Annotated in this window: 13 protein-coding genes; 6 read left to right on the top strand and 7 right to left on the bottom strand. The window is 40.4% G+C overall.

What is annotated here, in order from left to right; genetic code table 11:
* Positions 1 to 23 precede the first annotated feature (23 nt).
* Complete coding sequence (locus tag CBM24_RS03790) at positions 24 to 2,552, top strand: OstA-like protein (RefSeq protein WP_232475680.1); 2,529 nt, start codon at positions 24 to 26, stop codon at positions 2,550 to 2,552.
* 162 nt (positions 2,553 to 2,714) lie between these two features.
* Here CBM24_RS03790 and CBM24_RS03785 read toward each other — a convergent pair whose 3' ends face one another.
* Entirely contained in the window at positions 2,715 to 3,290 is a 576-nt protein-coding gene (locus tag CBM24_RS03785) for a non-canonical purine NTP diphosphatase (RefSeq protein ID WP_088160258.1), read from the bottom strand.
* A gap of 201 nt (positions 3,291 to 3,491) precedes the next feature.
* Here CBM24_RS03785 and CBM24_RS03780 point away from each other — a divergent pair, with 201 nt between their 5' ends.
* Together CBM24_RS03780 and CBM24_RS03775 are read left to right on the top strand one after the other, a co-directional pair.
* The gene (locus CBM24_RS03780; RefSeq protein ID WP_198386031.1) at positions 3,492 to 4,103 is read left to right on the top strand and encodes a hypothetical protein; all 612 of its coding nucleotides are present in this window, start codon (positions 3,492 to 3,494) and stop codon (positions 4,101 to 4,103) included.
* 89 nt (positions 4,104 to 4,192) lie between these two features.
* Positions 4,193 to 5,173: an energy transducer TonB gene (locus CBM24_RS03775; protein WP_088160257.1), complete on the top strand. Its 981-nt coding sequence runs from the start codon at positions 4,193 to 4,195 to the stop codon at positions 5,171 to 5,173.
* A 40-nt stretch (positions 5,174 to 5,213) separates the two neighbouring features.
* Here CBM24_RS03775 and CBM24_RS27670 read toward each other — a convergent pair whose 3' ends face one another.
* From CBM24_RS27670 to CBM24_RS03750, 5 genes are all read right to left on the bottom strand, one after another.
* A complete protein-coding gene (locus tag CBM24_RS27670; RefSeq protein ID WP_232475679.1) occupies positions 5,214 to 5,876 on the bottom strand; it encodes a hypothetical protein in 663 nt (220 codons plus the stop codon).
* Positions 5,877 to 5,954: 78 nt separating this feature from the next.
* On the bottom strand, positions 5,955 to 6,935 hold the full coding sequence (locus CBM24_RS03765; protein WP_046674101.1) for a deoxyhypusine synthase family protein: 981 nt from the start codon (positions 6,933 to 6,935) through the stop codon (positions 5,955 to 5,957).
* 173 nt (positions 6,936 to 7,108) lie between these two features.
* Positions 7,109 to 8,581 (bottom strand): M56/M15 family metallopeptidase, encoded by a 1,473-nt coding sequence (locus tag CBM24_RS03760; RefSeq protein ID WP_088160256.1) that lies wholly within the window; start codon positions 8,579 to 8,581, stop codon positions 7,109 to 7,111.
* Entirely contained in the window at positions 8,574 to 8,945 is a 372-nt protein-coding gene (locus CBM24_RS03755; RefSeq protein ID WP_088160255.1) for a BlaI/MecI/CopY family transcriptional regulator, read from the bottom strand. The genes CBM24_RS03760 and CBM24_RS03755 overlap by 8 nt, the downstream gene beginning before the upstream one ends.
* A gap of 254 nt (positions 8,946 to 9,199) precedes the next feature.
* Positions 9,200 to 10,297 carry a mandelate racemase/muconate lactonizing enzyme family protein gene (locus CBM24_RS03750; protein WP_075991068.1) on the bottom strand — a complete coding sequence of 366 codons (1,098 nt, stop codon included), beginning with the start codon at positions 10,295 to 10,297 and terminating at the stop codon, positions 9,200 to 9,202.
* A 307-nt stretch (positions 10,298 to 10,604) separates the two neighbouring features.
* Here CBM24_RS03750 and gltB point away from each other — a divergent pair, with 307 nt between their 5' ends.
* On the top strand, positions 10,605 to 15,119 hold the full coding sequence (gene gltB / locus CBM24_RS03745; RefSeq protein ID WP_088160254.1) for a glutamate synthase large subunit: 4,515 nt from the start codon (positions 10,605 to 10,607) through the stop codon (positions 15,117 to 15,119).
* Positions 15,120 to 15,136: 17 nt separating this feature from the next.
* On the top strand, positions 15,137 to 16,597 hold the full coding sequence (locus CBM24_RS03740; RefSeq protein ID WP_088160253.1) for a glutamate synthase subunit beta: 1,461 nt from the start codon (positions 15,137 to 15,139) through the stop codon (positions 16,595 to 16,597).
* Between the two features lie 151 nt (positions 16,598 to 16,748).
* Here the strand turns inward: CBM24_RS03740 and CBM24_RS03735 are convergent, their stop codons facing one another.
* On the bottom strand, positions 16,749 to 18,038 hold the full coding sequence (locus CBM24_RS03735) for an esterase-like activity of phytase family protein (RefSeq protein ID WP_088160252.1): 1,290 nt from the start codon (positions 18,036 to 18,038) through the stop codon (positions 16,749 to 16,751).
* A 340-nt stretch (positions 18,039 to 18,378) separates the two neighbouring features.
* Here CBM24_RS03735 and CBM24_RS03730 point away from each other — a divergent pair, with 340 nt between their 5' ends.
* On the top strand, positions 18,379 to 21,420 hold the full coding sequence (locus tag CBM24_RS03730; RefSeq protein ID WP_157698363.1) for a VIT domain-containing protein: 3,042 nt from the start codon (positions 18,379 to 18,381) through the stop codon (positions 21,418 to 21,420).
* Positions 21,421 to 21,442 lie beyond the last annotated feature (22 nt).

Raw genomic sequence — 21,442 nt, 5'->3', positions numbered from 1 at the left:
TTAAAATCCATATTTTTGCCCTTGTGAAACAATACATTTATACACTTATTGTATTTATTTTAACTGGCTTGTCGGTCCAAGCACAGAAACAGGATGAACTAAAGCTTCTTTCATCATCCCATATTATTACTGGAAAAGACGGCAATATCCTCTTTTACCGCCCAGTCTATGAACATGTAGGCTCAACGCTATCATCAGATAGTGGCTATTTACACAAAGACAACATTGGTAGACAATTTTTTGAAGCCTTTGGAAATGTAATCATTACTCAACCCGACGGTACGCAGATATTTTCCAATAAATTACACTATGAAGCGGCCATGCAGCTCGCTACACTTACGGGCGCTGTACGAATGGTCAGCACCAGTGGCTCTATACTGACAACCGATCACCTTGTCTATAATATGCGAAGTAAAATCGGTAATTATTACAGTGGTGGGCGTATTCTATCAGGAAGCGATACAATTACAAGCCAGCGAGCTACTTATTTCGAAAATACAGGGGAATCTTATTTCAATCAAAAAGTTGTGGTCCGATCAACCAATGTAAAAGTCTACACGGACTCCATGAAATATAATGGTAATACTCGCATTACTGATTTCTATGGGCCTACCAATATCAAGGGAAATAAAGGGGAAAACCTGTATACTGAAAAAGGCCGATACCATATGGCAACGGGCCAGGCTTATTTCTCTAAAAACAACCTCTACACAGAAGGGACAAAGTTTCTTAAGGGAGACAGCCTATTCTACGATAGACAAGTGGGAATCGGTAAAGCCGTAAAAAATGTGGTCTTTGTTGATACCTTAGACAAATTTTATGCCTATGGTGGATTTGGTTTGTACAACGGGAGAAACGAATCCATTACGATGACAGACAAACCCCTGATCATTTCGGTTGTCAAAAAAGATTCAACACAAAAAGATTCTGTATCTTCTTTGTCTCCTGTCCAACAAAAATCGGAGAAAGAGCTAAAAAATGAAGCGAAAGAATTGAAGAAGATTGAAAAAGAACAACACAAAGATGACCTCAGATCAAATAAAACTACATCGCAAGTTGCTCTAGAAGAAAAGGAACATCCAGGTAAAAATATCAAAAGCGGCAATAATAAACCACTTAAGGCTGATTCACAGGTAGATTCTGTTTTTATGACAGCCGACACGCTCTTCTCACAGATGATATTTCGCCGGGATTATATTGCAAAAGATTTTAAATTGAATCGTGAAGGTGGGGCTATTGAGGATGATAATGAGGTCGATTATGGTGACCAGGATTCCAGCTCAACAACAGTTGATTCCACAGGTACATTAGAAAACATAAAAGATGACCTTCACAAGGGAATCGACAGTTTGCCTAAAAAAGACAGCGGCAAACCGGTTCTTGAAAAGAGCATTAAAAAAGTACAAGATACACTTACAAATAAGAAACCGATTGCAGCAAAGAAAACACCAGCTATTGTCGGTGACCAAAACAAGATAGAAATTGAAAAAAATCTCAAGGCTGATAGTGTATTGCGTAAAAAAGCGATCATCCCGAAAGGCGGTGAATCCGATAAACTGATGGGAGCAGCTTTAAAAAATGCCCAACAGGGTAAACGGGATTCTCTCGCCCAGGATACGGCCAAAACACGGATTATAAAGGCATACTATAATGCCCGATTATTTAAATCGGACTTGCAAGCCGTAGCAGATTCTATGTATTATGGTATGCAAGATTCCATGTTCAGACTGATGGGAAAACCAATGATGTGGGCCGAAAACTCACAAATATCCGGAGATACCATATTCTTACAGGTAAAGAATCAAAAATTGGACAATTCGCTACTCGTCGGTAACGCTTTCATGGTTAACGCAACAAGTGACTCATTGAAATTCAATCAGATTAAAGGTCGGAAGATTACCAGCTTTTTTACCAATAACCGTATGGAACGTCTGTTTGTTGATGGCAACGCTGAAAATATATTCTACAATATTGATGAAAAGACCAATATAACCACTGAGCTTGTCCATGATCGAAGCAGTCGTTTCAAGATCTTGATGGAAGATAATAAGCTGAAGGAATATGTATCTATTCGGAAAGTCGATGGCAAAGTATATCCTATTGCTGAAGTCACGGCCGACAAGGAGTTTCTTCCGAATTTCACCTGGCGCCCCGAAGATCGACCTAAATCAAAAGATGATTTATTAAATCGAAAAAGGGATCTTTCAAAAGCGTCATTTACGGTTCCGGCGGCACCAGAAGGTGAAGAATCTGGAACAATGAAGTCTATTAAAAAAGGCGATAAAACAACTACCCCTCAAAAGGGTGCCGCCAAGAAAGCTGGTGCTAACGAAACGCTCGAGAAAGAAAAAGAGGTGGACGCTACAAACAATAAATCAAGCGCTGTCACCAAAACAGCTAAGCCATCTGAAATAACGGATAAAGCTAACGTTACAAAAACAAGTGTTAAGACCGCAACTGACAAAGTAGCTGCAAAGTCCGACTCAACAACTAGTAAATCGGCGATAATACCTGCACAAGATAGTACACAGACAAAAGTAAAAGCTAAATAACCGGCCAATACTGAGTCGCACAAAAAAGCAGCGCAAAACAAATTGTTTTGCGCTGCTTTTTTGTATTTAAGTTATCTGCTGATCCTATCAGATGTGCTCATTCCCTACCTCAGATAAATGGAAATTTCTATTTTACAACTCAAATGAGTTCCTTAATATAACCTATTTTGTTTTTAGGTATTCAGCAAGTTTACCGACAGCAATCGCGCGATGGCTTATGCTGTTTTTTTCCAGGGCAGTCATCTCCGCAAAAGTTTTATCATAGCCATTCGGAATAAAAATGGGATCATAACCAAAACCATCAATACCCTTGCGTTCTTCAGTAATTTTCCCCTCGATACTTCCTTCAAAAAAGTGCTGCTGCTCATTCAAATATAATGAAATAACTGTTTTGAATCTCGCTGTACGATTGGGGTTATCGCCTAAATTTTTCAGGACAAGATCAATATTCTTTTCCATATCCCTCGATCCGGAATAACGTGCTGAATAAACTCCCGGTTCACCATTTAATGCGTCTATCTCCAATCCCGAATCATCACCAAAGCAATAAAGGCCATATTTATTAACCAAATAGTCTGTTTTCTGCTGTGCATTTTCCTCAAATGTTATACCTGTTTCTGGAATATCATCCTGACAGTCAATATCGTTTAAACTTTTAATGACAAAAGCATCCCCAACGATCGCTTGGACCTCTTCTAGTTTATGGGCATTATTGGTTGCAAACACTAGTTCTAGCATCTTCTTGAAAATAAAGTAAAATCCAAAAGTAAGAAATACTTACGAAACTATGCTATTTATACCTCCCTCCCGAAAAACCCCAATCCTTAATAAAGAATTACAACACGTATTCAGATCCAGCTTCAAATTACTTCGTAATACACATTTGGTAAGAAAAGAATTTTTAATTTATATTTACGCATTATTAACCCACTAACAAAAATGAAAAGTTTAAATGTTGCAATTAAATTAATGCTACTTGTATTGATGGCTATCCCTGCGGTTTCTATCGCACAAAGCTTAAAAGTTCTATCCGGAAATTTTAATTTTTTACAAGATCAGAAAGAGCTAAATGTTCAATTTGATTATACCCCATTAACGTTTTACAATGAGAAAATCTCAGAGGAAGAATATGTCAAAAGAAGGGTAAAGGAGATTTCCGACAGCAAAGGAAAAATGGAAGGAGAAATCTGGAAATCCGATTGGGAACAATCAAAAGCAAATGATTTTCAGAATAAATTCATCTCTTTACTGAACAGAAATGTGAATATCGAAAGCAGCAAAAATCCAAATGCGAAATATACACTTATTGTGCAATCCATATGGATTTACCCAGGATGGTATGCTGGCGTAATGGCACAGGCTGCCAAAGTGAGTACAGTTCTTAAATTTGTTGAAACAGAAAATCCATCGCATGTATTGCTGGAAATAGATAGTGAAAAAGCTCCTGGAAGTGCTTATGGTGGTGTCGCAAACAACAACGATAGAATGGCAGAAGGTTATGCCAAGACAGGTAAATCGCTAGGAAAATTAATCGCAAAGAAGATTAAATAGTACATGTTACATGCGGGCGTGAGCTACGGCTTGCCCCCGTTTGATTTGCTTAGTTTTAAAATAACTTCTGGAGATTAAATATCTTATTTATGAAAAGAGTCTTATTACAATTATTATGTTTATTGCTGTTTGGAATTAGCAAGGCCAACGCCCAATATTATTTGGACGAAACCGGAAATCATACAACAGATATGAACAAAGCCTATTATTCAAGAAAAGTTACTCCCGAATTTAAAGATGGTAAACAGCAATATATTGTTTTGGAAAAATTTGTGAGTAATGATAAAGTCAAAACAAGCGGAATATCGTTGTCCGGTAAGGTACCCTATAATTATATCGGGCATAAAGAGACCTACTACCCAGATGGCATGCCTAAAAGCAAAGAAACATTTAATGCTAAAGGATATTTGATCGATACGGCTTACTATTATTATCCATCTGGAAAAATCCACTTAATAACACTTAATAATGGAACCAATAACATAACTTGGCAATATAATAGTACCACACAATATCTAGCCTATTTTGATTCTTTGGGAATAAGAAAAATTGAAAATGGGAATGGGATTATACATTTTAAAACCGGATTTAAAAATGATTTTGAAGAAGGCCCTTTAGTTAATAACAAGCGTGAAGGTGAATGGCAAGGAAAGAGTACTGATATTATCCCACATACATTCAAAGAATACTATAAAGATGATAATCTGTTATATGGCGAAATGACCAAAAACGATGGAACTATATCACGTTACGATTCTACGAATTATAATATTGACCCGACCTATTCTGAAGGAATAGGGAAGTTAATGCAATTTATCTCAAATAATTATAATTGTCCATCAAAAGCTTTAAAAGCTGGTGCAAGTGGCACAATACTTATTGGCTTTTTTATTGAAAAGGATGGTAGTTTATCTGATTTTAGGATCTTTCAGGACCTCGGATTTGGCACTGGAGATGCAGGAATAGCTGTCATCAAAAAATCGAAGAAATGGATCCCAAGGGTATATAAAGGCGAATCCGTTCGTGTTGCTTACATGTTACCTATTCGGCTTAACCTGCAGAAAGATTGAAGAACCGTCGCAAAAGTTGGAAGTTAATCCCATTTACAAATTATGATACGATAAAAGTTTTAAATTCATTCCAGAACAGCTTCTTTTTATTCACATCAACAAACATCTCTTCAAAACTGAACGTATTAAAAACCGTCGCAATACGGCCTTTCATGTAGGAATTATGTTCAATAAATGGAAGTTTCAAAGACGCGGGTTCCACACCCAACAATATAATCTTAGTCGGTTGGAAAAACTGCATAATACGCTTAAAATCATTCGGGTTATGGGGATTTGCCAAATTGAGTACCGCAACGGTCTCTTTCGTCAATTTCAAAGCACCAATTGTTTTTTCAAAAGCGCCCAATGCGGCTGGAGAAAAATAGGGGTATTGCTCGTAACGCAAAATAAAGAGTATTCCCTGATCCTTATTTCCTTGATATATAAATTCACCACCCAATACCTCCAGATGATTAACAGTATCGCCGTCCCTGCCGGACTCAATAGCTACAGCGGCTTTCTCTGCACCTAAGCCCACCGCCACATACGAGGTATCCTTCATTTCCGATGATGCTTGTACAACAGCTGCTTGCGCATGAGCACTATTCTCCTCCTGTAAAGGATGTGTAGACAGATCGGCTTGAAAATCAAAACCATTACCAAAGATTGTTTCATCCATTAAGGTCTGAAGTGCAACGGGGTTATCTGTTGTAAGATTGCTCATCGGAAAAAGAAATATTAGACAGTAAAGATAAAGAAGAAAAAGGAGCGAAGAATCGCTCCTTTCTGTATGTCAAAAAGATTAATGACCTAAGATATACGAGAAGATTAATGGCGCAACGATCGTCGCATCAGATTCTACGATAAATTTAGGTGTATCAATATCTAATTTCCCCCAAGTGATTTTCTCGTTTGGAACAGCACCAGAGTAAGAACCGTACGAAGTTGTTGAATCTGAAATTTGACAGAAATAAGCCCAGAAAGGTACTTCTTCCCATTCAAGATCTTGATACATCATCGGAACTACACAGATTGGGAAGTCACCAGAAATACCACCTGCGATTTGGAAAAATCCAACACCTTTACCTGCTGAGTTGTTACGGTACCACTCTGTCAAGTAAATCATGTACTCAATACCAGATTTAACAGTACTCGCTTTCAATTTACCTTTGATCACATTGGAAGCGAAGATATTACCTGTCGTTGAATCTTCCCATCCTGGACATACAATTGGTAAATTTTTCTCCGCAGCAGCAACAATCCAAGAATCTTTTGGGTCGATTTCATAATATTGCTCCAACACACCAGAGTTAACAACCTGATAAAGAAACTCATGTGGTAAGTAACGCTCACCTTTAGCCTCAGCAGCATGCCAAACATCTTCAAGATGTTTCTGCAAACGACGGAAAGCTTCCTCTTCCGGAATACAAGTATCTGTAACACGATTATAGTGATTATCCAATAGCTCTCTTTCTTGCTCAGCTGTCAAATCTCTATAATTCGGGATTCTTTTGTAGTGTGAGTGTGCCACAAGGTTCATCACATCCTCTTCCAAATTAGCACCAGTACAAGAAATAAAGTGTACTTTATCTTGACGGATCATTTCTGCCAAAGAAACACCCAATTCAGCGGTAGACATTGCACCTCCCAAAGAGATCAACATTTTTCCACCATCCAATAGATGTTCCTCGTAACCTTTTGCAGCATCTACTAATGCAGCTGCGTTAAAGTGACGGTAATTATGCTCAATAAATTGAGAAATAGGTCCTTTTTGAGTACTCATGATATTTTCTAACTTTTATAAAATAATAAGTATCGCAAAGGTACTGAATATAATCTATTTTCGTCCCAATAGAGATTCAAAACGCGTATAGACCACATTTTTTTAACAAATGTAAAAAAAATGGTATTCCTAGGCTGCGATTATAAACGTGACGCTTCTCCTTCGATCGAAGCTTAGTATTCGAAGCTTTGATCTATTGCATTGGCTAATTTCTGAACAAAATCAGGTTTCACATTTTTATCAATGGCATTGATGTTATCCAGCTCAAGAAGAAGTGCCGGTATTTTAGCACTACGTAAAACAACATGTTTTGTACTGATCTGAGGCCTATTCACCGATAATCCATTTTGGATTAGATTCTGATCTAGGCTAAATGCAAACCTCTGATTATGCTGTTCCAATATATCGTTGGTGACCCCCGATTGGTACAGAATACGAATAGGAAGCTCTTCTCTTGTTTCTACACGATCAAAATGAATGGAAAGCAATAAATCCCCTTCAAAATTGGAACGCTCCTTCAACAATTTAAATTCATCACCTCCACGCGATAATATCACTTTATAGCCTTTATTTTCCAATTCTTGTTTCAAAAGTAAACAGGTTTCCCAGGTCAATGATTTTTCCATCAATCCAGAATATGCCGTTGCACCAGAATCCTTCCCGCCGTGCCCCGGATCCAGGACAATTGTCTTCGTAGTTCTTTCTTTTCCAAAATAAAAGATAGACCAGGAATGCATTGGTGGATTAATAAAAGAGTAAAATAGCAGTAAAAGGCCTAATAAAGGAACGGTCAGCACGTATTGCCATCTTTTCTTTTTAGAGGAAGGTTTTGCCATCATGGCCTGAACCCGTTCAACCAGCTCATGCCTATTGTTAAATAAACTGCTCTGCAATCCAGCAGGACAGGGCTGTTGTGTTAAAGTCAGTAGAAAACGGGCATAGCGGGTGTTACCATATCGATTGGCCAATACCTCGTCAACCTGATATTCATGCACCAAATACAACTGTCTACGCATCCAATAAACAAATGGATTTAGCCAAAAAAGGCAACGAAAAATTTCTATAAACAATTTATCCCGGCGATGTTTAAAAACAATATGCTGGCTCTCATGTTCAAAAATCAATTTTCCATCTGGTGTATCAAGCTGATCTTCTTCCATAACAATTACATGCTGAACTGAACAATTTGCATAATGTCCAAAGGGAGCAACCATCGTAAATCCTTCAAATTTATACTGACTCAGCTGTCCAATACGACGGCCTAAGCGGATATAGCGTAACGCAAATCGGCATAACAAAACAAAAGATACAAGCAGATAACCATAAGCAATGCCATATCCAATCGAAAAGGAATGCCAGAAAGAATCGACCATTTCTGTTTCAGATACGAGATCACCCGAAGCTCCTATCGAATGAGCAACTGTGTTCGATTGTTCAAAAGCGAGCACTGGACTTGTCGGCGAAAGAAATAGTTCGCCCAAACGTACAGTTCCAAATGGCAGAAGCAGACTCAACAAACATAAACCCAGGATAAAATAACGGTTCCATTGAAAAAATGAAAGCTGTCTGAATACCAGAAAATAAAGAACTGCCCCGATTACCAGACTGCAGTTAACTTCAAATAAATAATAAAGTAAGCTATTCATGATCTTCGTGTTTTTTGATGAGTTGTTCTATTTTCTGAATATCCTTCGCCGAAAGCTTCTTTTCTTTTACCATAAAAGACAGTAAGTTTTCAACCGAATAATCAAAATAATGATCGAGCACTCTTGAGAATGATAACTTTCGGTATTGCATCTTCGAAATCAAAGGATAATATTGATAAGTCTTTCCGAAGGCTCTATAACCTACATACTCTTTCTTTTCCAATATTCTTACAATCGAGGAGATTGTATTATAGGGTATGGAACCACTTGGATCCAGATACTCAATAATATCTTTGACAAAGACCTCTTTGAGCTTCCAGATCACCTGCATGACTTCCTCTTCTTTTTTTGTTAATTCTTCCATAATTTGATACGTTGTTTATGCTAACATAAAGCTATAACTTATTTTTCAGTTTTACAACTGAAAAATAAGTTATAAAACTTAAAAATAAGTTTACAGAAGATATTCAATCAAAAAAAAGAAATTAAAACCTACTTTTTCAATAACTTAGAGAAAAACAAATAGGCCGCTACCAAAAAGATAATGATAATAATCAGGACAATAATCTCTTGTGTCCCTATTCCCCAGTTCATACTATTCATAATTTTTTTTCCAATTTAAATGATCCATTTCTCGCATTGATCTAAAAAAGTTTGGTCTATATCTGCCCCGATTCCAATTTGGTCTGAGATATGTATTTTGTATCCGTCATATTGAATACCACCGATAACAGGATCCTCCAGATGGCCAACCATACATGTGTCCAGATCAAAAAACTTGACATTTGGGGCAGCATACGCGAAATGTACCTTAGCAGCCAAAGCCAAGCGAGATTCCAGCATTCCTCCGATCATACAAGTAATGCCGTATTCCGCAGCAATATGATTAATTTTTAAGGCCTCTTGAATACCTCCTGATTTGGAAAATTTAATATTGATATAATCGCAAGCATCAGCTTTACAGAGACGCTCTGCGTCATGGTGAGAATAAACAGATTCATCCGCCATCACGGGAACAATAGTTTCTGTGCGCAATTGCGGTAAATATTCGTCATCCCAGGTACGCATTGGTTGCTCACAAAATTGTATCTTAAAAGGTTCTAGCCCCTGCAAAGCTTCTATTGCCCCCGCATAAGACCAGCCTTGATTTGCATCCACGCGAATAGGCATTTCGAATCCAACAGCCTTACGTATTTCACGAATACGCGCAATATCCGTTTTTGGCTCCTTCCCCAGTTTAACTTTAAACATGACCGCACCTTCGTCCTGTAAACGCTTTGCCTTCAGCGCCATCTCTTCCGGAGACGCAATTCCTAAAGTGATATCTGTCGTAATCTCTCGTTTCGTTCCCTTTAGAAACTGATAAAGCGGTAGACCAGCATGTTTGGCGGCCAAGTCATACAAGGCCATATCAAAAGCCGATTTGATCGTTTTGTTACCGGCAATATACAAATCCAATTCAGCCAAACGCTCTTCTATGGCCAAAGGATCGCGCCCCTTCCAGATCTTTGCAAAATCTCTAGCCAGAACTAAGCAAGTATCTTGTGTTTCTCCAACGATCATCGGAAAGGCAGAACATTCGCCCACACCATATATATTGGCATCGGTATATATACGTATAAAAGTATTTTGCGCATAGTCCATTGTCCCTGTCGCAATGACAAAAGGTTCCATAGGAATGCTTAGTCGATAAATTTCAATTTCAGTTATTTTCATCTCATTCTCTTTAGTTAAGCCATGTCGATACAGCATAAAAGGATATGCAATACTTTGCCTAATTTATATATATTCTCGCAATCTTGGGATGCTTTTTCCATATCGCACAAAAAAATATTGCCAAATGTTGCATTATTCAGCTACGCATCAAACTGTATTAACAGCCACGAATACCAAATACAATATCAGCAACAAAACACTTCAAAAGAAATGATAAAATCAAATTAAACACATTTTCATTAGAATATTTACAATATTTACGTTTTTTATTCCTATATTAGCAATGTATAATATTTGAAAAGGAAAGATGATTCAACAAAGACCGAAAACGGAGGGCCTCTACGACCCTAATTTTGAGCATGACGCCTGTGGGGTAGGCTTTGTCGCCCATATCAAAGGGAATAAATCACACGCACAAGTAAAAGATGCATTAACCATGTTGGAAAACATGGAACACCGCGGTGCTTGTGGCTGTGACCCAGAAAGCGGTGACGGAGCAGGTATCATGATCCAGCTTCCACATGAATTTTTATGGGAAGAATGTATCAACTTGGGTATACAACTGGAAGAGCCAGGTTATTATGGCACAGGTATGGTCTTTCTTCCTAAAGAAGAAGACATGAACAAAATATGTCGGGATTTGATTGAGGAAGCGGCAACAGAAAGGGGTATGAAATTCCTTGGCTACCGTCCAGTACCAGTCAATCGTGAAGGTATTGGACCAACAGCGCTCAGTGCAGAACCTGAAATTGTCCAATTTTTTGTCAGCAGACCGGACGGCGTTTCAAACACTGAAGAATTTGAACGCAAACTTTTTGTACTACGTCGCCTGATCATTCAAAAAGTTAAACAACAACAAGAATATCCTCTCCCGCTTTACTTTGCATCGCTTTCTTGCAAAACAATTATTTACAAAGGTCAATTAACAACATACCAGGTCGGAACTTATTATCTTGATTTACGCGATCCTCGTGTGGTATCTGCTTTTGGCTTAGTTCACTCGCGCTTTTCCACCAACACCTTCCCTTCATGGTCGCTTGCTCAACCATTCCGTATGTTGGCACACAATGGCGAGATCAATACGTTGACAGGTAACCTGAATTGGTTTTATGCAGGTATGCGCGCTTTATCATCGCCCTATTTTACGGAAGAAGAGATGGAAATCTTACTTCCAATCGTTGACCGTGGTCAGTCCGATTCGGCCTGCCTCGACAATGTAGCGGAACTTCTTTTACACAGCGGTCGTAGCCTCACCCACGTCATGTTGATGTTGGTACCTGAAGCTTGGGATGGCAATACACAAATGGATCCTTTAAAACGTGCTTTCTACGAATACCATGCGACGTTGATGGAGCCTTGGGATGGTCCTGCAGCCCTCTGCTTCACCGATGGTAAGCATATTGGTGCTACACTAGACCGCAACGGTTTACGTCCACTACGTTATGCCGTAACCTCAGACGACCGCGTCGTTGTTGCTTCTGAAGCGGGAGCACTTCCGATCGAGGAGTCTACCATCATCAAAAAAGGCCGCCAACAAGCAGGCAAGATTTTTCTTGTCGATATGGAACAGGGCCGTATCCTTACCGATAACGAAGTAAAAGATCAGCTGATCAACCAGCAGCCCTACAGCGATTGGTTGGACAATTACAAAATCAAACTGGAAGAACTGGAAGAGCCTCGTGTAACCTACACCTATCTTTCCAAAGATTCCGTTTTCAAATATCAAAAGACATTTGGTTTCTCCCGCGAGGATCTGGAAACCATCCTGACTCCAATGGCATTGACAGGGTACGAACCGACAGGCTCAATGGGGTCCGATGTTCCGCTGGCCATTCTTTCCGATCAACCACAGCATATTTCAAGTTATTTTAAACAATTTTTTGCCCAAGTAACTAACCCTCCAATCGATCCGATTCGCGAACGCTTGGTCATGAGTTTAGCAACATTCATCGGTAATGCAGGCAATATACTGATCGAAGACAAGAAATTCTGTCACTGTGTGACTTTACCGCATCCAATCTTGACCTCCAAAGAACTGGAGAAATTGCGTTCGATCGACACAGGATTGTTCCAAGCAAAAACCATTCAGTCTTATTTCCGCTCAGATGGTAAGCCTGGATCATTGGAAGCAGGTCTGGAACGCTTGTGCCGCTATGCGGATGATGCCGTACGTGATGGTTTTGAAGTCTTAATTCTTTCAGATCGTGCGATCGATTCCAAACATGCAGCAATACCATCGTTACTTGCTGTTTCAGCAGTCCATCACCACTTGATCAAAACAGGTAACCGTGGCGCTGTAGGTCTCGTGGTCGAAGCCGGTGATGCTTGGGAAGTGCACCATTTTGCCTGCCTATTAGCTTTCGGTGCCACTGCGATCAACCCGTATATGGCATTGGCGAGCATCCGTACGATGAAGGAACAAAATACCTTAGATACAGAGCTCACTTGGCCAGAATTATCCAAAAACTACGTCAAGGCCGTCAATAATGGTTTGTTGAAGATTTTCTCAAAAATGGGGATCTCTACATTGCAATCCTACCACGGAGCGCAGATTTTCGAGGTACTCGGCATCGACAAATCTGTCGTTGATAAATTTTTCTGCGGAGCAGTCTCACGTATCGGTGGCATGACATTAGATGATCTTGCCAAAGAAGCCCTCTCAAAACACTGGCGTGGATTTGAAAAAAGCCGTACACCGCAAAATCTATTGCCAGAGGGCGGTATTTACCAATGGAAACGCCGCGGTGAAGGCCACCTTTGGAATCCCGACACGATTCACCTATTGCAACAGGCCTGTCGCACCGGAGATTACGCAACCTATAAAAAATACGCTCAGAAAATCAACGAGCAGAAGGAACATATGTTTACTCTTCGTGGATTGTTGGACTTTGCAAAACATCGCAATTCTATTCCATTGGAGCAAGTAGAACCTGCTAGTGAAATTCTAAAACGTTTCGCAACCGGAGCGATGTCCTTTGGATCAATTTCCCACGAAGCGCATAGTACCCTTGCCATCGCCATGAACCGCATCGGTGCAAAATCGAACACTGGTGAAGGTGGAGAAGATGAATTGCGTTATCAACCGCTTCCAAATGGAGATTCTATGCGCTCGGCAATTAAACAGGTTGCCTCGGCTCGTTTTGGTGTCACGTCCAATTATCTGACACAAGCGGACGAACTACAGATCAAAATGGCCCAAGGTGCCAAACCGGGAGAAGGAGGTCAATTACCGGGTCCCAAAGTGGATGCCTGGATTGCAAAAACCAGACACTCTACACCGGGTGTCGGTCTGATTTCACCACCACCCCACCACGATATTTACTCCATCGAAGATTTAGCCCAGCTGATCTTTGACCTAAAGAATGCTAACCGTCAAGCAAGAATCAACGTAAAATTGGTCTCTAAAGCAGGTGTTGGTACCATTGCTGCCGGAGTTGCAAAAGCCCATGCCGACGTCATTCTTATTGCAGGTTTTGATGGTGGTACAGGTGCATCTCCAATCAGTTCAATCAAGCACGCTGGACTACCTTGGGAATTAGGCCTTGCAGAAGCGCATCAGACACTTGTTAAAAACAAATTGCGCAGCCGTGTTGTGTTACAAGCGGACGGCCAGGTAAAAACAGGTCGCGACATCATCATCGCTACACTATTGGGCGCTGAGGAATGGGGCGTATCTACAGCAGCATTGGTTGCCGGCGGCTGTATCATGATGCGTAAATGCCACCTGAATACATGTCCTGTAGGTGTTGCAACCCAAGATCCAGAACTACGTAAATTATTCTCTGGAAAACCAGAAGATATTGTCAACTTATTTACCTTCCTCGCGGAGGAGGTCCGTGAAACTATGGCTTATCTAGGCTTCCGTACCATCAACGAAATGGTGGGAAGAGCTCAATTCTTGAAAAAACGCGAGAATATAAACCATTGGAAAGCTAAGAAAATTGATTTCACAGACATTCTACATGTGGAACGCAACGAGCCTGGACAATCGTTATACAATACCGAAGAGCAGGATCACGGCATGGCTATGATTTTGGATTGGGGCCTTCTAAAACAGTCAAAATTGGCTTTAGACAGCAAAACTCCTGTATTTGGCACATTCAAGGTCAAAAATACAGACCGTACCATCGGAACAATGTTATCCAATGAAATTTCAAAACTCTATGGTTCTGAAGGTCTACCTGACAATACCATCAATTTCAAATTTGAAGGTTCGGCCGGACAAAGTTTCGGTGCATTTTCAACAAAGGGTCTTTCATTTGAATTACAAGGTGAAGCCAATGATTATGTTGGAAAAGGACTATCAGGAGCGCAGTTAGCAATCTATCCAGTTGCAGAAAGTGCTCTTGTACCGGAAGATAATATCATTATCGGCAACGTTGCACTATTTGGAGCAACATCCGGACATCTATTCGTCAACGGACAGGCCGGTGAACGTTTTGCCGTACGTAACTCAGGCGCAACAGCTGTAGTTGAAGGTGTTGGTGACCATGGCTGTGAGTACATGACTGGGGGCCGTGCGCTGATCTTAGGGGCAACGGGTCGTAACTTTGCTGCCGGAATGAGCGGTGGTATCGCATGGATCTACGACATTAACGAGGATTTCCGCGAAAACTGCAATCAGGAAATGGTCGATCTAGATCCATTGGAAAGTGAAGACGAAACTGCAATTATCGCCTTACTGAAACGTCATATCTTACTCACCAATAGTCGTAGAGCAGATTTCATTCTACAAAATTGGTCAAGAGAAAAAAATAAATTCATTAAGGTATTCCCAAGAGAATACAAAAATGTCATTCGTCAAAAATTAGTTGAAGCATAATATAGGAAGCACAGATCATGGGAAAAATTACAGGTTTTAAAGAATTTGAGCGCGTGCTTCCGACAAAAGAAGCTGTGGAAGGTCGCGTACAGCACTTTAAGGAATTCAATAAAGGGTATTCGGAGAACGAGCTCAATAAGCAGGCCGCGCGCTGCATGGACTGCGGCATTCCATTTTGTCATTCAGGTTGTCCACTGGGCAATGTCATACCCGAATTTAACGATGCCGTATACGATGGAAAATGGGAAGAGGCTTATCAAATTTTGTCCTCCACCAATAACTTCCCTGAATTTACAGGTAGAATATGTCCGGCACCATGCGAATCAGCCTGTGTACTTGGCATACATAGTACTCCAATCACTATTGAGGAGATCGAAAAACATATTATTGAGATTGCTTTTAAAAAGGGTTATGTCAAAGCACATAAAAGCTATTTAAAAACAGGCAAACGCGTCGCTGTCGTGGGCTCTGGTCCAGCAGGACTAGCGGCTGCCGCTCAGCTCAATAAGGCTGGGCACGATGTTATCGTCTTCGAACGTGATGACCAGGTTGGAGGTTTACTCCGTTACGGTATTCCGGATTTTAAATTAGAAAAATCGGTGATCGATCGCCGTGTCAATCTCATGAAAGAATCGGGAATAGAATTCAAGGTTAACACAGAAGTTGGCAAAGATATCAGCTTTTATGAATTAAAAGCTTATGATGCAGTTATATTGGCCACTGGTTCAACCGTTCCTTGGCACATGCAATTACCGGGGCATGAAGCTAAAGGCATACATTTTGCCATGGACTTTTTGACCCAACAGAATAAAGAAGTAAGCGGAATCGCTATCGAACAAGACCGCATCTTGGCAACAGACAAACATGTTGTTGTCATCGGTGACGGTGATACCGGATCAGACTGTATTGGTACATCCAATCGTCATCGTGCAAAAAGTATTACACAGATTGCCCGCAAACCTACACCATCTAAACATCGCCTAAAGAACAATCCTTGGCCGATGGACAAGCTCACATTCGGAACCTCCTCTTCCCAAGAAGAAGGCTGTGAAAGACTTTGGGCTACAGAAACCCAGGAATTTGTCCATGACGAAAATGGTCATATTAAGGGAGTAAAAATCAAGGAAGTTCAATACGAAGTTGATGAATTTGGAAAAAGAACCCGCTTAGGAGAATCCGAGATCCGTGAAATACCGGCAGACCTCGTATTACTGGCTATTGGTTATCAACATACTGAACATACGCTCTTAGAACAGTTAGGTGTTCGTGTAGATGAAAAAGGAAATATCCTCGCAAATGACAAAGAATACCAAACGACAATTGATAATATCTTTACAGCCGGAGACTGCCGTAAAGGCCAATCGCTTGTTGTTTGGGCCATCTCCGAAGGACGCGAATGTGCTCGAAAAGTCGATGAATACCTAATGGGTTATTCAGAGCTTGAAAGCAAAGACTTCCTGACCACAATAAATGCTTAAAAGTAGGCCGCGCTCAACAGAGAGTTCATACAAGTGGTACACCAAGCCACCGTATAATCTTTAGCGATAAGAGCAAAAGCGTGAACAGTATAAAATCATAAAAAGGTCCGTTGAGAATTCAACGGACCTTTTTATGATCAGTCATTCGTCCCTATTTCAGTGGGTCCTTAAGTTTAACAAAATAAATGCTGTTTTTATCTACAGTCTTTATGTAAGGCAATATTTTCGACTCATAGAAACCTTTTCCGGTTACCCCAAAATCATCATCATTACATACCGCGATCATGAATGGATTAATGACAGCCAAGCCCTCTGCTTTATCATGCGGATACAATTCCTTGATGTCAGTCATTAAATCAGCAACCAATGTCTTATTGACTGGTTTAATATTATACTTTGCCAATGTAGCTGCGTCTTTGAGTTCCTCGACAGTTTTACCGTCAAATAATTTCCCAGTTGCGGTATTATTCGCATCCGAGATATCTGTTGCGCCAGAAAGATCTATTTTATAAATTTTCTTAAATACAGTAGAGCGAGTTGCTTCTGTCGCGTATTCCCCATCACGTTCCAAGACAATAAATGTTGAATTGCTCACGGCAGCAATTTCACTTACAGCCTGCAAATCGGTACGCTCCATCATATAGACATATTGTTTCGTGGCACCGCTCGCAATATCGAGCGTAACAATACGGATTGCCAACGAATTTTTAATCGCATCTTTAGATGGATTATACAGCGGAAATTGCATGATTCCGACCAGTGTTTTACCGTCAGGCGTAAGCGTCAATCCTTCCATTCCGCGATTAGGACGACGTTTGGCAAATACTAAAGGCAACTTTTTACCCGTAGACCAAGGATTAATCCGTTCGATTTCTTTTCCCGAAGCGTCAAAATGAACGATATGTGGTCCGTATTCGTCACTGACCCACCAAGAACCATCCGCCGCTCTCGCTAGTCCCTCTGAATCGATTCCATCCTCGCTTTTCCCTAGATCTTTACCATCAACCCCCAATGCTTTTTCTCCAGAACCACCCTTCCCTTCAGGATTTGGCAGACCATTCAATTTCACACCATCTTTATTTTTCAATTCGATAACAGATTCCAATGTTAGCGTATTTTCCTTTAATCTGAATTTACCGATCTGCGGTGCAAATGCCGGAGTAGCAAATACTTTACTATCGCTTTCTGTCCCATCAATATTTGGTCCCCTATCAGTTAAAAGATAAAATATAGATTTATCAGTAGGATCTTGGACCATCGAAGACCCATAGCCTCCATTATACACTTTTACATCATTAATATCACTTAATACTTTTGGGTCTGTTGCTATTGCCTTTTGCGGATAGGTCAGTTCTGTCGGGTCAGTAATCTGCGACACATCATCTTTACTACATGAAGCACACAATAGGGCTATCCCCAGTACACTGTATATTTTTTTCATCTGTACAAATTTTTCAAATAATGTTTACTGCTATTCAGGTTCATTCCAATAGCCAAATTCTATTCCTGTTGCCTTGCATATCCGATAAAACAGTAAGGTTAGTCTAAACAATCTATACTTGGCTGGCTGTCCGAATACTGATGCAAACATAATTGCCAGATATTAGCCAATCATTAACATAAGTTTAAATAAACTGCATCTATCGTAAAAAACATCCTATAAAAATTAAATACCCTCGGTTATGGAATTTTGAATTTTCCTGCATCACTAGAAAAATAACAACTAATTGTACCGCGAACCATCGATGTATTCACGGACCTCACCTACTAAACATAGAAAGATGAAAAAGATCATAGTTGCCCTGTTCATAATTTTGGCATTTTCCAATGTGGATACGAAATCTCAGATCAAAACTACACGCGAAATACCCAGCTTAAGAATTAAAAATGACGATAGCCAGCAAAACAAGGTGATGTTGGCAGACCTAAAAGTAGATGTTGCGATCTTCGGAAATATGGCCAAAACGACGATGACAATGGTCTTCGACAATAAGACCAATCGCGATCTCGAGGGCGAACTGACATTCCCTATGCCGGAAGGCGTTTCCGTGAGCGGTTACGCCTTAGATATCAACGGCAAATTACGCCAGGCAGTTCCAGTCGATAAAAATAAAGGTACCGAAGTATTTGAAAGTATAGAAACACGCCGGGTCGATCCGGGTCTATTGGAAAAAGTCGAAGGCAATAATTTCCGAACTCGGATTTACCCATTACCAGCGAATGGGAAACGCACCGTTCAGATTAGCTATTCGGAAAATCTGACAACAGCATCCGATCAGGCTCGTTACTACCATCTACCCTTAAACTATACATCCCCCATTGAAAACTTCACCTTGGATATCCATGTCTTTCAAGACACACATAAGCCAAATTTCACAGAGAAACCAGATGGTTCGTTGGCATTCTCACAACATAACAGCAATTACACAGCTTCTTTACATAAACAACAGTTTAAATCCCAGCGAAATTTAGTCATTCAACTGCCGACAGACAACAGGGAAACATCAGGTCTATTTCAGGCAAATAATGACAATACATTTTATTTTCTTGCCAATGCAAGCGTCAACTCCATAAAACCTGCTCAAAAGAAATGGGGGCACAGCATTGGAATTATATGGGACCGTTCGCTCAGCAGTAAAAATAGAGATATAGAAAAGGAACTCGCGCTATTAGATTTCTTTTTTAAAGAAAACCCCAATATGACTGTTGATCTGGGCTTATTGGACATCCGCTTTGTAAAAGGGCATACGTTTCAGGTAAGTCAAGGTAATTGGAATGATCTCAAAAACTACATCAAAGGAATTAATTACGATGGCGGTACAGATTATAGCCAAATAAAGGCCGGTGTAATAAAGGCCAGCAATTACCTGCTGTTTAGCGACGGCCTTTCTACATTTGGTCAAAGTAAAATGAGCCTTGACAATCCAGTCTATTGCATTACTTCATCCAGCGGGTCCGACTATGGTGTCCTAAAACAAATTGCCCAAAAACATATTGGAAAGATGATCAATTTAGTCAATACCTCAATAACTGAAGCTTATCATAATCTAAATACGATAAACCTTATCTATCTGGGGATAAAAGAAAAAAATGATTTTGAAGAAGTTTATCCTCAAAAAGGTACCCCAATACAAGCCAATTTTTCTATCGCGGGCTTAGGGAAACACCCAGGATTGAAGCAGCTCACCGTACTTGTAGGAGATGGGCAACAAGCACCACAAGAGATTAGTATAGCGCTGCACCCTGACCATGGTGAAATTGACCTACAGCAGATCTGGGCACAAAAGAAAATTGAAGCGCTGGATCTTCAATACGAAGACAATCGTGAAGAAATTGAAACCCTTGGTAAACAGTTCGGTATTGTTACCCGAAATACCAGCTTAATTGTACTGGAAACTGTAGAAGATTACATACGTTATGCAATAACTCCACCTGCCGAATTGCTTTCCGAATTTAATCGGCTCATAAAAGAAGAACGTATCGCAAAGGAAGAACGTGTAGCAGACTTGTTGGATCAGGCTCAAGACATTACCAAACAGCTTCAGTCCTGGTGGAATACCGATTTTCAGCAAAAAAAGAAATATCCAAAGCGTAAAAGATTAATTCGCATTCCAGAACCTGCCGTTGCTGAAGAGATGGCTACCGGTGTTGCTCCTGTTACACCCATTCCGTCGCGTCGCTCAGCTAGTCCTGCAGCTCCCACGCTAGCCTTAGAATCGCGTTCATCTGACCGAACCTCAGCGAAAAGCATCTCGGCAACTGGCAATTCAAGCACTGGCCATACAGCAACCAGCGAACTGGCGAGGGCGGCCGCATCTGAGGACGTTCTTCAGGAATTCGCTGTTGTTCAATCCTTAGAAGGACGTGTAGCTGGCCTACAAACGCCAAGCAGCACTAACAACATACGTGGAAAAATCAGCATCCCCGAAATTAAAGAAGACCAAGCCTATTTACAGGACCTTATTCAATCCAAAGATCCTTACAAAAGCTATCTCCAACTTCGGGATCAGTATATGGGAACGCCAACTTTTTATTTTGATGTCGCAAACTTCTTTTTCAAAAGAGGAGATCGAGACAAAGCGCTACTCCTTTTAAGTGCACTCGCAGACTTACAAATTGAAAATGCAGATCTCTACAAAACCATCTCTTATAAGTTACGGGAATGGGGCGATTACGACAATGCACTATTCATTACAGCTAAGGTTTTAAAATGGCGTCCAATGGATCCACAAAGCCACCGCGATTATGCCCTTGTCTTACAAGACAAAGGTATGTTCAAGGAAGCACTAGAACAATTATATGGGATTTTGACCCAGAGCTACTCCCCGGAAGCAGCCGACCGCGATGACGGTATTGAAGAAACATTGGTTATGGAAATCAATAATATCATTAAAGCAAACAAAGCTGCAAGCTCCACAGTTACCGTGAACAAAAAATTGATTGCGGATCTGCCCGTCGACATTCGTGTTGTCATCAATTGGAATTCACAAAACACCGATATAGACCTTTGGGTAACTGATCCAAATCAAGAAAAATGCTTTTATAGCAATCCAGCCACAGCGATTGGGGGTCGACTCAGCAATGACTTTACTGGCGGCTATGGCCCTGAACAATTTTTATTGAAAAAAGCACTAAAAGGAAAATATAAAATTGAAGTTGATTTCTTTAACGATGGTTCCCTGACGCTAGCAGGTCCAGCGGCTGTCATGGCTGAAATTTATACCTACTATAGCAGTGGAAAGCAAGAACGAAAAATCGTTACGATCTACCTTGACCGCAATAAGGAGCGCAATATTGGGATTGGCGAATTTTCATTCCAGTAGATTACCAGAGACAGTGAAGTCA

The sequence above is a fragment of the Sphingobacterium sp. G1-14 genome (assembly GCF_002196555.1).
In the GTDB taxonomy this organism is placed as follows: domain Bacteria; phylum Bacteroidota; class Bacteroidia; order Sphingobacteriales; family Sphingobacteriaceae; genus Sphingobacterium; species Sphingobacterium siyangense.
Note: the sequence above shows the minus strand (reverse complement) of the source record. Positions and strands in the feature narration are given on the sequence as shown.

Bases quoted from the DNA above. Each gene is read 5' to 3' on its own strand.
- CBM24_RS03785 (WP_088160258.1), bottom strand. From the start codon at position 3,290: ATGCTAGAACTAGTGTTTGCAACCAATAATGCCCATAAACTAGAAGAG.
- CBM24_RS03780 (WP_198386031.1), top strand. From the start codon at position 3,492: ATGAAAAGTTTAAATGTTGCAATTAAATTAATGCTACTTGTATTGATG.
- CBM24_RS03775 (WP_088160257.1), top strand. From the start codon at position 4,193: ATGAAAAGAGTCTTATTACAATTATTATGTTTATTGCTGTTTGGAATT.
- CBM24_RS27670 (WP_232475679.1), bottom strand. From the start codon at position 5,876: ATGAGCAATCTTACAACAGATAACCCCGTTGCACTTCAGACCTTAATG.
- CBM24_RS03765 (WP_046674101.1), bottom strand. From the start codon at position 6,935: ATGAGTACTCAAAAAGGACCTATTTCTCAATTTATTGAGCATAATTAC.
- CBM24_RS03760 (WP_088160256.1), bottom strand. From the start codon at position 8,581: ATGAATAGCTTACTTTATTATTTATTTGAAGTTAACTGCAGTCTGGTA.
- CBM24_RS03755 (WP_088160255.1), bottom strand. From the start codon at position 8,945: ATGGAAGAATTAACAAAAAAAGAAGAGGAAGTCATGCAGGTGATCTGG.
- CBM24_RS03750 (WP_075991068.1), bottom strand. From the start codon at position 10,297: ATGAAAATAACTGAAATTGAAATTTATCGACTAAGCATTCCTATGGAA.
- gltB (WP_088160254.1), top strand. From the start codon at position 10,605: ATGATTCAACAAAGACCGAAAACGGAGGGCCTCTACGACCCTAATTTT.
- CBM24_RS03740 (WP_088160253.1), top strand. From the start codon at position 15,137: ATGGGAAAAATTACAGGTTTTAAAGAATTTGAGCGCGTGCTTCCGACA.
- CBM24_RS03735 (WP_088160252.1), bottom strand. From the start codon at position 18,038: ATGAAAAAAATATACAGTGTACTGGGGATAGCCCTATTGTGTGCTTCA.
- CBM24_RS03730 (WP_157698363.1), top strand. From the start codon at position 18,379: ATGAAAAAGATCATAGTTGCCCTGTTCATAATTTTGGCATTTTCCAAT.